The sequence below is a fragment of the Clostridium magnum DSM 2767 genome, from assembly GCF_001623875.1.
Classification (GTDB): domain Bacteria; phylum Bacillota; class Clostridia; order Clostridiales; family Clostridiaceae; genus Clostridium_AM; species Clostridium_AM magnum.
In genome coordinates this window covers 139,114-152,211 of the sequence record NZ_LWAE01000004.1, presented here as the reverse complement: position 1 = coordinate 152,211, position 13,098 = coordinate 139,114, and the positions used below count along the sequence as shown (strand labels likewise).

Genomic DNA, 13,098 nt, shown 5'->3' with positions numbered 1-13,098 from the left:
TCTCTGAGACGTGATGCGAAATAGTAGTAGCAATAACCGGTAGTCTACCGTTAAAAAGACAGGGTATCGAGTAAAATCTGTACCTGGAAGAGAGAGTTTTGTACTAAGGTGGTATAACGAGATTTAACATTTCGTCCTTTGAAGGATGAAGTGTTTTTTTATTTTAATGGAAATGAGCATATTGATTAATGACTAAGCTTTAATATGATAAAGCTGTTAAATAATTAATATAATCGTTAGTGACATTAAAACTAGTTATATGTTTCATCATAGATAATAAAACTAATATGGGTGGCACCACGGCTACTTCGTCCCATTATATGGACGAAGTGGCCTTTTTTGTTATTAAGGTTACGCAAATATTCTTATATATCTTTATTCTTAATTTTACTTAGAGGTGATAGTAATGATAAGTTTATCAGAAAAAGAATTTAAGCAACATAAAAAGTTCCAAAAAGTATTTCCACTATATTTAAAGGTTAATGCTGATCAGCTTACTCCAATAGGAATTTATTATAGCTTAAGGGGTGAAAATAAATTTTTATTTGAAAGTGTTTATTCGGAGACGGAGATAAGCAGATACTCTTTTATTGGAGTAGATCCGTACATGAATATAAAAAGCTATGGTGAAGAAGTAATTATAGAGAACAGTGGAAATGTTAAAAGCTACAAAGGCAAGGTTTTAGATTATGTTAAAAAGTATGTAAATTTCGAATATGAGTCATCTGAGCTGCCTATCCCTTTTGTAGGTGGTGCTATAGGTTATGTTGGTTATGATGTAATAAGACAATATGAAAAGTTGCCACATAACAATGAGGATGAACTAAAGGTACCAGAGGCTTATTTGATGTTTTATAAAATATTTATTTGTTATGATCATTTTGAACACAAAATGAGTATAGTTTACAATGTGCTTCCTGAGGATAATGAGGATTATAACTCCATAGTATCAAAGCTTAATATCATAGATCGTATGATCAAGGATAATAATGCAGTACATGAATTTAAGGAAGTAGATTTGGATAAAGAATTACAATCTAACGTTACTGAAGAAAAGTTTTGTAGCCTAGTAGAAAAGGCTAAGGAGTATATCAAAGCAGGGGATATATTTCAAGTAGTTTTATCCCAAAGATTAAGGTTTAAAACCAAAGTGCATCCTTTTGATGTTTATAGAAGATTAAGATCCAAAAATCCATCGCCCTATCTTTTTTATATAGATTTTGCTGATTTTCAGATAGCTGGTTCATCACCTGAAAGTCTTGTTGCTGTACAAGACAATAGAGTTATAACTAATCCTATTGCAGGAACAAGAGTCAGAGGAAAAAATTTGGAAGAAGATATGAGACTAAAAGAAGAGCTTTTAGAAGATGAGAAAGAGAAAGCAGAGCATGTCATGTTAGTAGATTTAGGTAGAAATGATATAGGAAGAATAAGTGAATTTGGCACAGTAAAATTAGATAGATTTATGGATGTGGATTTTTACTCCCATGTAATGCATATAGTTTCAAAGGTTTCTGGTGAATTAAAGAAAGGTTTAACTTGTTTTGAGGCATTAAGTTCTTGCCTGCCTGTTGGAACAGTATCAGGTGCACCTAAAATCAGAGCTATGGAGATAATTGATGAACTTGAAGAAACTAAAAGAGGAATCTATGCAGGAGCAGTAGGGTACTTCTCCTATAATGGCAATATGGATACCTGTATTGCAATTAGAACAATATTATTTAAAGATGAGTATGCATATGTTCAAGCTGGTGCGGGAATTGTATACGACTCTGTACCTAAGTCTGAATATATAGAAACACTAAATAAGGCTATGGCTATGAAAGAGGTGATTTAATTGATACTAATAATAGATAATTATGATTCATTTACCTATAACCTTTATCAATACATTGGAGAGATATATGAAAATATTAAGGTTGTAAGAAATGATGAGATAACAGTTAGTGATATAAATCAAATGAATCTAGAAGGCATTATTTTATCACCAGGGCCTGGGGTACCAGAAAAGGCTGGGATATGTATAGAGGTTATAAAAGAGTTTGCTGGGAAAGTGCCAATTCTAGGCATTTGTCTTGGACACCAAGCAATTGGATATGCCTATGGTGGAAAAATAATTAGAGCAGAGTTTGTAAAGCATGGAAAGACTTCTAAAGTCGAACATCAAGGTGATAATTTATTTAAATCAATAAATAAGGTGTTTAATGTTATGAGATATCATTCTTTAGTAGTAGATAAAAATACATTTCCAGAGGAACTTTTAGTGACATCTAGAAGCTTAGATGATGATGTGATAATGTCAATGAAACACAAGCAGCATAAGGTTTATGGGGTACAATTTCATCCTGAATCCATATTTACTGAGCAGGGTAAGGAGATTATAAAAAACTTTTTGGAGGGGATATGCTGTGTTACAAGAAGCAATTAAAAAGATTGTAGATAAAAAAGATTTAAGTGAAAGTGAAGCATATAGTGCTATGAATGAAATAATGAAAGGAGAAGGTGCTGAATCACAAATAGGAGCATTTCTTGTAGGGCTTAGAATGAAAGGCGAAAAAATAGATGAAATAACTGGATGCGCTAGAGCGATGAGGGATAATGCTTTACAAGTTAAACTTCAATCAGAGTTTGTTATTGATACCTGCGGAACAGGGGGAGATGGAGGTAAAACCTTTAATATATCTACCGCTGTTGCTATAGTTGCTGCTGCAGGAGGCGTTAAGGTTGCAAAGCATGGTAATAGAGCTGTTTCAAGTAAAAGTGGAAGTGCCGATGTACTAACTGAGCTAGGTTTTAATATAGAATTAGAATCAGAAAAAGCAGCAAAATGTATTGATGAAAAAGGAATGGCATTTTTATTTGCTCAAAAATATCATCATGCTATGAAGAATGTTGCTCCTACGAGAAAAATATTGGCTACAAGAACTATATTTAATATATTAGGACCACTTACCAACCCTGGATTCGTAAAAGGTCAGGTCTTAGGAGTATACGATAAGGATTTAACTAATACTTTAGCACAGGTACTTTTAAATTTAGGCTGCGAAAAAGCATTAGTAGTATGTGGAGGAGATGGCTTAGATGAAATTACTACAACCACATTTACTTATGTAAGTGAAATAAAGGATGGCAAGGTAAAGGATTATATAATAAATCCAGAAAAGCTCGGAATAAATTTAGCAACACATGAAGATATAAAAGGTGGTAGTGCGAAAGAGAATGCTGAAGTGATAATAAATGTGTTAAAAGGTCATAAGGGACACAAAAGGAATATTGTGGTGTTAAATAGTGCCGCAGCATTATATGTAGGAAATGCATGTGAAAGTATAGAGGCTGGAATAAAGTTAGCAGAAGAGCTTATAGATTCAGGAAAGGCCTATAAAAAAATGAATGAGCTTATTGAATATAGTAGGGCGATGTAGGTGTGGAGTCAAAATTGAGGAAAGCAGTATTAGGAAAAGAAAATTTTTCAATATAAAGGAGATGTAATTATGATACTAGATGATATAGTTGCATATAAAAGAAGGCAAATAGAGAAGGAAAAAGAAATAAAATCTATTGAAGCGTACTCTATTAATTTACAACACATGCCTATAAGAGATTTCAAAAGGGCATTAAGCAAAGAAAGTATATCCATTATTTCAGAGATAAAAAAAGCATCTCCTTCTAAAGGAATAATTAAAGAGGACTTTGATCCTGTTAAAATAGCAAAAGTTTATGAAGAAATAGACATTGATGCTGTGTCTGTACTCACTGAAAAGCAGTTTTTCAAAGGTAAGGATGAGTATATCGAGATAGTTAAGAAGGTTAACTCAAAACCTATACTTAGAAAGGATTTTATCATAGATGAGTATCAAATATTTCAAGCAAAGGCTATAGGAGCTGATGCAGTTTTGTTGATAGCATCAATTTTAGAGAATAATATAAAAAAGTTCTATAATCTAGCAAAAGAACTTGGCCTATACTGCCTTACAGAGGTACACAATGAAAAGGAGTTAGACTCGGCTTTAAGTGCAGGATGTGATATTGTTGGAATAAATAATAGGGATCTTAGAGATTTTACAGTAGACTTAAAAACTACAGAAAAGTTAATAAAACATATACCCAAGGATACTATAGTGGTATCTGAAAGTGGCATAAAAACTTCCGAGGATATTAAGTATCTAAGATCTCTAGGAGTGAATGCAGTATTAATAGGGGAAACATTTATGAGAAATATAGAGGATATTCAAGAAGTTAGGGATTTTATTCTAAAAGCAAAGGGTATTTAATTTATGACAAAAGTAAAAATATGTGGGTTAACCAGAAAAGAAGATATAGGGTATGTAAATGAGCTCCTTCCAGATTACGTAGGGTTTGTGTTTGCCAAAAGTAAGAGGCAGGTTTCCTTAGATAAAGCAAAGGAATTGATAAATTTGCTAGATAAGAATATACAAACTGTTGGGGTATTTGTAGATGAAGATGCAGACAAAGTAAAAAATACAGCGGAATACTTAAAGCTTGATATAATTCAGCTTCATGGAAGAGAAGATGGAAATTATGTAAAAAAGTTATATCCCTTTAAAACATGGAAGTGTATGAGTATTGATGTGGCAGATTCTTTAAGCTGTAAGGATTTATCAAAACAAGTTAAGTTCCATCAAGAAAATTTAGATAATTTATCTAAGTATGAGGTAGAAGCCTTACTTGTGGACAGCAGTGTGAAAGGTACCAAAGGTGGTACTGGTATGAGTTTTAACTGGGATGTACTAAATGATTTAGTATTAAGTAAAAAATTTATTCTTGCAGGTGGACTTAACTGTGAGAATATAGAAAAAGCCATAGAAAAAGTAAAACCCTATGCTGTGGATATATCCAGCGGTGTAGAGGAAAATGGAATAAAAAATTATAACAAAATGAGAAGTCTTATAGAGAAAGTGAGGAAAATAATATGAATGGAAGATTTGGAAAATTTGGAGGACAATACGTACCTGAAACTATAATGAATGTATTAATAGAGTTAGAAACAGAATATGAGAAGGCAATCAAAGATGAAAAATTTATGGAGGAGTATAGATATTACTTGAAGGAGTATGTTGGAAGAGAGACGCCTCTTTATTATGCTGAAAATTTAACTAAAAAACTTGGTGGAGCTAAGATATATTTAAAAAGAGAAGATTTGAATCATACTGGTGCGCATAAGGTAAATAATGCAATAGGTCAGGCGCTATTGGCTAGAAGAATGGGTAAAAAGAGAGTTATAGCAGAAACAGGTGCAGGGCAGCATGGTGTTGCAACAGCAACAGCCGCTGCAATGTTTGGTTTAGAATGTGAAATATTCATGGGAGAAGAGGATATCGAAAGACAAGCCCTTAACGTTGTAAGAATGAGAATGCTTGGAGCAAAGGTTACAGCTGTTACATCCGGTACTGGAACTTTAAAGGATGCAGTAAATGAAGCAATGAGAAACTGGGTTGAAAAAATAGAGAATACTTTTTATGTTTTTGGAACGGCAGCAGGTCCACATCCATACCCAACTATAGTAAGGGACTTCCAGAGAGTTATAGGTGATGAGGTTAAAAAGCAAATTTTAGAAAAGGAAGGCAGGCTTCCAGATTATATTATTGCATGTGTTGGTGGTGGTAGTAATTCTATAGGCATATTCTATCCTTTTCTAGAAGATAAAGAGGTAGCTTTAATTGGAGCAGAGGCGGCAGGACTTGGAGCTGATACAGATCAGCATGCTGCTACTATAACAAAAGGCTCAGTTGGAGTCCTTCATGGAATGATGACTTATGTACTGCAGGATGAGGATGGACAGATAATGCCGGTTTACTCTATATCAGCAGGTTTGGATTATCCTGGAGTGGGACCTGAACATGCTTATTTAAGTGAGATAGGAAGAGCGAAATATGTACCAATCACAGATAAGGAAGCAGTAGATGCCTTTATGATTTTATGTAAAACAGAGGGGATAATACCAGCAATAGAAAGTTCCCATGCATTAGCAGAGGCTATAAAAATTGTACCTACACTAGATAAAGATAAGATAGTGGTAGTTAATCTTTCTGGTAGAGGAGACAAAGACGTAGATACCATAGCTAAACTTCTTTCTATCTAGGTTTGGGGAAGGCCGAAACTTAACTTAGTACTATGAGATGTGCTGCTAAACTTCAGCAGGATTAAAGTTGGAATGTTGTTGAAAATTAATAAAAGCGAGGTTGAATTATGAATAGAATAGATGAAAAGTTTCAATTATTAAAAGAAAAAAATGAAAAAGCTATGATATCATTTGTAACAGCAGGGGATCCAGACTTAGATACAACAGTGGATTTAGTAATTGCAATGGAGAAATCTGGTGCAGATATTATAGAGCTTGGAATCCCTTATTCAGATCCATTGGCGGATGGTGTCACTATTCAGCAATCATCTACTAGAGCCTTGAAGAATGGAGCAAAGATTGCAAAAATAATGGATAGTGTGGAAGAGATAAGAAAAAAGAGTCAAGTTCCTTTGGTATATTTGGTATATTATAATTCCATATTCAAATACGGTATGGAGAAATTTATTGGAGAGTGCAGTGATGTAGGCATTGATGCTGTTATTATACCTGATCTACCTATTGAGGAGAGAAAAGATATAATAGATGTGGCTGATAAATATGGAGTATATCTAATACCGTTAGTAGCGCCAACCTCAAAGGATCGTATTAAAGCAATAACGGAAGATGGGAAAGGCTTTGTATATTGTGTGTCAACTACTGGTGTTACCGGCGTAAGACAGGCTATAAGCACAAATATCGAGGAATATATGAATATAGTATCTCAATATACTAAGATGCCTAAGGCATTAGGTTTCGGTATATCAAGTGCAGAAATGGCAAAAGAATTTAAGCCATATTGTGATGCAATTATTGTGGGAAGTGCTATTGTAAAAAAGGTAGCAGAAGGAAAAAATAAAGAAGAAATTATAGAGAAGGTATCAAATTTTGTATCAGGAATCAAAGATGTTTTAAAAAGTTGATAAATGGGAGCTCAAATAGGTTTGTGTAAATTCAAATCTATTTGAGCTCTCTATTTTTTCAATAAGCTCATAATTCACTAGAAAATTTAATGTTATTGTATATTTATAATATTAATGAAATGTTTTTTTTGATAAAATATGTTATAATGCTCATATATCATATAAAAAACTCGTATATCGTCGGTAATATGGTTCGAAAGTTTCTACCTGCTAGCCGTAAATTAGCAGACTACGAGGTTTTGTGTATTTAGATTAGATATATTATAAATATGTCTAGCTAAATTTTAACAATGCCTCAATTTATTTTGAGGTTTTTTTATTTGGCAATTTTAATATCAAAAGAAGAGAAAGGTCTTATAGAGTAGGTGATATAAATGGAAATGTTACATAAACGTATTTTAGAAGATGGAAATGCATTATCTGAGAATGTATTAAAGGTTGATTCTTTCTTAAACCATCAAGTAGATCCAGAGTTAATGTATGAAATGGGTACTCAGTTCAAAAATTATTTTAAAGAGCATGGAATTACAAAAATATTTACTATTGAAAGTTCAGGAATTGCTCCAGCTGTTATGACTGCAATGCAGATGAATTTACCAATGGTAACCTTAAAAAAAGAGGCATCTAAGATTTTAAATGGCGATGTGTATCAGACAACAGTACATTCATTTACAAAGGGAAAAGATTATGAGTTAACTTTATCAAAAAAATATGTTACAGCAGAAGATTGTGTTTTAGTTATTGATGATTTTTTAGCAAATGGTGAGGCTGCATTAGGTGCTGCTCGTTTAGCTGAAGAATCAGGAGCTAAAGTTGCTGGAATTGGAATTGTTATAGAAAAATCCTTTCAGCCTGGACGCAAAATGTTGGAGGATAAGGGGTATGAAGTATATTCTTTAGCACGTATAGCTAAGTTAGGAAAAGATTTAATTGAATTTGTAAAATAAAACTGATTATTTTTTATTGAAAAAAAGCAAGGAAAATCTTGCTTTTTTTTCATAATATTATTTAATTATATTTCCTAAGAAATTTTCGTGAAATATCCCTATTATGTTATAATGTTATTAATATAATGTTGATAATTTAATACTTGTTGTGTGTAGAGATGCAGGAGGCTTAGTGTTATGAAGCAATACGGATTTGTATATAGTAATTTCTGTGAATTGCAAACTTTTATTTATAGTAGGAATATTAATATGAAAGATAATATTTTTGTTCAAATTTTTACTGGAATAATTGAGATTAAATTTATTAGTAAGATTATGGATGAAATAACATCTATACTACCGCAAGCAGAAATTATAGGCACAACAACTGCTGGTGAAATATATAAAGAAAATGTGTTAACTAATACTACTACGATATCTTTTACTATTTTTGAAACAGTAAAAATTAAAACAAAACTTTTAAGTCATGATAATGAGTATAAATTAGGAATAAATATTGTTGAAGAATTAGTTGAAGAGGATACGAAAGTTGTTATTTTATTTGCAGATGGGTTAGTAACAAGTGGTAGAGATATTCTTAAAGGAATAGAATTAGCAAATAGTAATGTTATCGTTTGTGGTGGTAAAGCCGGAGATAATGGCTATTTAGAAGAAACACTTGTATTTACTAAGGAGGGGATTACCAAAAATGGTGTTGCTGTTGCCTCCCTTACTGGAAAGCAATTAAATGTTATAACTGACCGCAGCTTTGGATGGTCAACTATTGGAAAACCAATGACTATTACCCAAGCATACGGTAGTAGGATTTTTACAATAGATAATGTTAAAGCAGTTGATATTTATAAAAAGTATCTTGGAGAAGACATTGCAAAAGGACTGCCAATGTCTGCAACGGAATTTCCATTGATAATTACAAAGAGAGGTATTCATTTAGCAAGAGTGGCTTTTGGATGCTATGGTGATGGGTCGTTAAGTTTTTCAGGAAATGTTGAAATTGGGGACAAGGTTCAGTTTGGTTATGGCAATGTAAATATGCTAACGGAGCAGTCATTAGAAATAGCTAATAAATTAAAAAACAAAAATATTGAAGCAATTTTTATTTATTCATGTTCGGTAAGAAGAGCCTTTATGCAAGATAAAATTAATCTTGAGATATGTCCACTAAATAGTATTGCTCCAACTTTTGGTTTCTTTACTTATGGTGAATTTTTTACATTTAAAAATTCAAATGAACTCTTAAGTGTAACAATGACAATGCTAGCAATTTCTGAAGGTGAAGAAACTTTTGAGAAAGATGAACTTGTATTAACTAAAACTGAAAATCCATCGAGAAACTTTTTCGATGGAAAAGATTTGGGTGTAATTAAAGTGTTTACCAATCTTGTGAATCAAGTTACGAAAGAATTGCAACAAGCAAATGAAACATTAGAGGAACAAAAATGTAAAATAGAGCAGATAAATAGTTTTACAAAGTCTGTAATGGAAATAAATAATGAAATGTTATCTTCTGGAGAAATTGATAACTTACTTCAGGTAATACTCGATAAGGCACTAGATATTATTCCAAATGGCAAATTTGGAAGTGTTTTATTGGTGGAGAGTGGTAAATTGCGCTATAAAGCGATAAATGGATATCTTTCAGATAAAATAAAAGAGATAGAATATGAAATGGAAGATATAAACTATAGTAATGATGAATTATTTAATCCCATAATTGTAGATGATGTAAGACAATATCTATCATGTAAAGTATATAACAATGAACTTTGGAGGAAAACGATAAATAAAACACCAAAGCAGCTGTTAACTTGTGGAATTGGTGTTGGTGGCAAATTTATGGGAATTATCAATGTGTTTAATACAGATGATGAAGGAAATTTTAATGAGGCAGATAAAAATTTGCTTAAATACTTATGTTATGATATTGAAATAGCATTAAAGAATGTTCAGTTGTTAGAAAACATATTATATATGTCCAGATATGATAGTTTAACCGGATTATATAACAGATACTATTTTAAAGAAATATTAAATAAAACTTTGAACAAAGCAAAGTATACAAATGAAACCTTTGTTATATGTATGATAGATCTAAATAACTTGAAAACCATTAATGATACCTATGGGCATGATGCAGGTGATAGTATTTTGGTAAAATTTGTAAATGCGTTTAAAGCAGGGATTGATGGAAATGATGTTTTTGGAAGAACTGGGGGAGACGAATTTGCAGTAATATTCATTAATAAAAATAGGGATCAAGCAGAAGAGGTTATTGGTAGAATATCTAATATGTTAAGAGAATATTCCTTTCATTTTGATGGGGATAAGAAAAAGATTAGTTTTGCATACGGATTCTCCGAATTCACAGCTGATTCCCATGACATTAATGAACTATTAAAAATAGCAGATAAGAGAATGTATGAAAAAAAGAAAATAATGAAGGAAAAGCAGAGATGATATAAAATTTAAAACCGTACTGAATTCAGTACGGTTTTTACTAAATAAAAGTAATTATTATTCTAATGAGCTTTTAATGATAGGTATATATTTCTAAAATAAACAAGTCTATGTAGAAATTACATAAAGGAAAATAGTATAATGTAGTAAAGATCGTGTATATGACTGGTTTAATCGATTTTTTATTTTAAAGGAGGTATGTAACTTGTATTTAAAATCATTTTTTGAGCTAAAAGAATATATTGAGAATGTCAAGGTGGAATCCACAGAAAATTTAATGATAATGGTAGCTGAAAAGTCAGCAGAAAACGTAAATGAGTTAATAGGATATGCAAATGATAAAAATATTAAAATCTTCGGTGGAATATACTCTAGGTTGCTTGTTGGGAATAAAAGCCATTCAGAAGGCTTTATAATTCAGAAATATGAGCCTCTATATACGGCTATGGTTCTTCCATACTTAATGAGGTTTAAGTTAAGCTTAGAAAACTTCAGTAATTGTACAGCTATTGTTTTAGTAGATGGATTATCAAGCAAAATGAAAGATTTAACAGATACTGTTTATAATAAGTTAGGGAAAAATGTTAAGTATATTGGTGGTGGAGCTGGTTTTTATGACTTAAAACACAGACCATGTATTTTTGATAACAAGGGCTTATTTTCAGATGTACTATATATATGTATTGTAAAATCAGACGCTAAAATAGCAGTAAAACATGGGTGGAACAAATTGGAAGGGCCTTTTTTAGCAAAAGTATCCGAAGAAAATACTTTAGCACAATTGGATGAATATAGTGCTTTTGAGGTATATAAAGATGTAATAGAAGAACATGAAAATATAAGATTGCTTAAGCAGGATTTTTTTGTATATGCAAAAGATCATCCTTTTGGAATAGCTAAGGAAAATCAGGTGGAATTAATAGTGAGAGATCCAATTAGAGTTAACGACAATAATGAGATAGTTTGTGTTGCAGATATACCTCAAGGAAGTGAAATATATGTTCTAAAGGGGGATGCAAATACATTACTAAGTTCATCTCTGCAAATAGCAGAACAGTGTGCAGCAATAGCACCTAAAAACTATATACCATTACTTTTTGACTGTATTTCTCGTGCAATGTTTTTAGAAGAACTTTTTGAGGAGGAATTAAAAATATTCAGGACAATCTAAGCTTTACTGTTGAAGGAGCATTATCTATAGGAGAAATTGCATCTCAAGATAATGGACAACTAGTAATCCATAATAAATCTACTATTTTAGGATTGTTGCAAATAGACTAGAATTTAAGGTTTAAGAGTTGTTAGTATGTATTTTTGGGATAACGAAGATTATCTATGTAAAAACTAAAAATAAAGCATTATTTACGTTTTAATTATACAAGGTATATAAGTTTTACTTCTGTTTAAGATATGTGTAAGGAGGCGATAATAGTGGCTATTCCTATATATGTTGTTTGCAAAGCAAGAGGTAGTACAATTACTGGTATTGGTTGTGAAGTTCCTAAAAAAGAGGGTAGGCTAATTTTGGACGAAAATATTTGCTGTCGATATGAAAAAATAGGAGGAGTATTTCATTATTATTTCAAAGTACGAGCGGAGACACTATATCTTGGAGATGAAAAACTTAATTTTGATAATAGCGATATTGAAGTTCAAATTAATGTTAGATCACATGAAGGAAGAAAAACTCCAAAACTGGAATATCTCTTCAAAGAAAATTTGCAGACCCTAGATGATGAGAGGTTTTCTCTAAGTGAACTTATAAGTCTAGATTATGGGATTAAAGTATTCAATTATGAAGATCATAATAAAGAAAGTAAAATAGTTTTAGATTATATAAGAAGCGGTTTATTTAATATGAATGAATTTATACAGGCAACCACAACTACTGATTTGAATGAAGAAATACATAAATACATTAATAAAGCAAAACAGCAGAATTTAGATATATATATCTTGGGAGACTTATATCCAGTTGGATGTAAGGGGGCAGAGTTAAGGGATGAAAGACTATGGCTTTTAAGGAATAATGGAGCAAAAGGGATACATGATGTCCATATGAATCAAGGAAATTCACACAAAAAGGAATGGATACAAGATAGTGATATGTATCAAGATGGAGGAATATTAATTCATTTTAATTCAAAAGATGAAGATAGATGGAATGGTATTTTTTTAAGATTTGAAGGTCAGTATACAGAAATATCATATGATTAAACTTGTCATTATAAATAATATTAAAATAATATAGTTGTATTCTAATATGTAAAATTAGGCCACATTAAGAATTGGCTTAATGTGGTAGTATATCTTTGAAGATATATACTTATAATATATAATGAAGTAAACTGAATCTAGTGTGTCAATAGGATAAATACGGAGGCATCATGAGAAAGGATTAGGAAAATCCATATAACTTACTTTTAGAACGATGTTTCTTAGTATTTATTAATATTAAACGTGCTAGAATAACATTCGTTGCTTGATGAGCGACAAACAGATGAACAAAGAGTAACAGCTAAAAAGTTGTTGACATTAATAAATGTTCATGATATCATATGAAAGCTGTTAAGAACGTCAGAAAATAAAAAATGTTTTAAATGTTCTTGACAAGATAAAATAAACATGATAAACTAAATAAGCTGTCGAGATGAGTCGACATGATCCTTGAAAATTAAACAGAGGTTGAAAG

Annotated in this window: 11 protein-coding genes, 1 riboswitch and 1 other annotated feature (1 of these 13 only partly in view); all 11 genes read left to right on the top strand. The window is 31.5% G+C overall.

The annotated features are described in order from the left end of the window. Window positions 1-142: a binding site (T-box leader), on the top strand; it begins 94 nt to the left of the window's first position. 264 nt (window positions 143-406) lie between these two features. The 11 genes from trpE to CLMAG_RS17430 all read left to right on the top strand — a co-directional run bounded on the left by trpE (window position 407) and on the right by CLMAG_RS17430 (window position 12,623). Continuing rightward, entirely contained in the window at window positions 407-1,837 is a 1,431-nt protein-coding gene (trpE, locus tag CLMAG_RS17480; protein WP_066625506.1) for an anthranilate synthase component I, read from the top strand. Beyond that, a complete protein-coding gene (locus tag CLMAG_RS17475) occupies window positions 1,838-2,428 on the top strand; it encodes an anthranilate synthase component II (protein ID WP_066625503.1) in 591 nt (196 codons plus the stop codon). Continuing rightward, window positions 2,409-3,422, top strand: coding sequence for an anthranilate phosphoribosyltransferase (gene trpD, locus CLMAG_RS17470; RefSeq protein ID WP_066625500.1), 1,014 nt, complete (start codon window positions 2,409-2,411; stop codon window positions 3,420-3,422). The genes CLMAG_RS17475 and trpD overlap by 20 nt, the downstream gene beginning before the upstream one ends. 69 nt (window positions 3,423-3,491) lie before the next feature. Further along, window positions 3,492-4,271, top strand: coding sequence for an indole-3-glycerol phosphate synthase TrpC (trpC, locus tag CLMAG_RS17465; protein ID WP_066625489.1), 780 nt, complete (start codon window positions 3,492-3,494; stop codon window positions 4,269-4,271). A 3-nt stretch (window positions 4,272-4,274) separates the two neighbouring features. After that, window positions 4,275-4,934 (top strand): phosphoribosylanthranilate isomerase, encoded by a 660-nt coding sequence (locus CLMAG_RS17460; protein WP_066625487.1) that lies wholly within the window; start codon window positions 4,275-4,277, stop codon window positions 4,932-4,934. Next, complete coding sequence (gene trpB / locus CLMAG_RS17455) at window positions 4,931-6,100, top strand: tryptophan synthase subunit beta (protein ID WP_066625485.1); 1,170 nt, start codon at window positions 4,931-4,933, stop codon at window positions 6,098-6,100. The genes CLMAG_RS17460 and trpB overlap by 4 nt, the downstream gene beginning before the upstream one ends. A gap of 107 nt (window positions 6,101-6,207) precedes the next feature. Continuing rightward, on the top strand, window positions 6,208-7,002 hold the full coding sequence (gene trpA, locus CLMAG_RS17450; protein WP_066625478.1) for a tryptophan synthase subunit alpha: 795 nt from the start codon (window positions 6,208-6,210) through the stop codon (window positions 7,000-7,002). 150 nt (window positions 7,003-7,152) lie between these two features. Beyond that, a riboswitch (purine riboswitch) is annotated at window positions 7,153-7,254 on the top strand. Window positions 7,255-7,376: 122 nt separating this feature from the next. After that, window positions 7,377-7,949, top strand: a complete 573-nt coding sequence (locus tag CLMAG_RS17445; RefSeq protein ID WP_066625468.1) for a xanthine phosphoribosyltransferase — start codon at window positions 7,377-7,379, stop codon at window positions 7,947-7,949. Between the two features lie 177 nt (window positions 7,950-8,126). After that, a complete protein-coding gene (locus CLMAG_RS17440; protein WP_066625465.1) occupies window positions 8,127-10,406 on the top strand; it encodes a sensor domain-containing diguanylate cyclase in 2,280 nt (759 codons plus the stop codon). A 205-nt stretch (window positions 10,407-10,611) separates the two neighbouring features. Beyond that, complete coding sequence (locus CLMAG_RS17435; protein ID WP_242873069.1) at window positions 10,612-11,577, top strand: FIST C-terminal domain-containing protein; 966 nt, start codon at window positions 10,612-10,614, stop codon at window positions 11,575-11,577. Window positions 11,578-11,837: 260 nt separating this feature from the next. Next, on the top strand, window positions 11,838-12,623 hold the full coding sequence (locus CLMAG_RS17430) for a DUF2278 family protein (RefSeq protein ID WP_066625460.1): 786 nt from the start codon (window positions 11,838-11,840) through the stop codon (window positions 12,621-12,623). The last annotated feature ends 475 nt before the right edge of the window (window positions 12,624-13,098 follow it).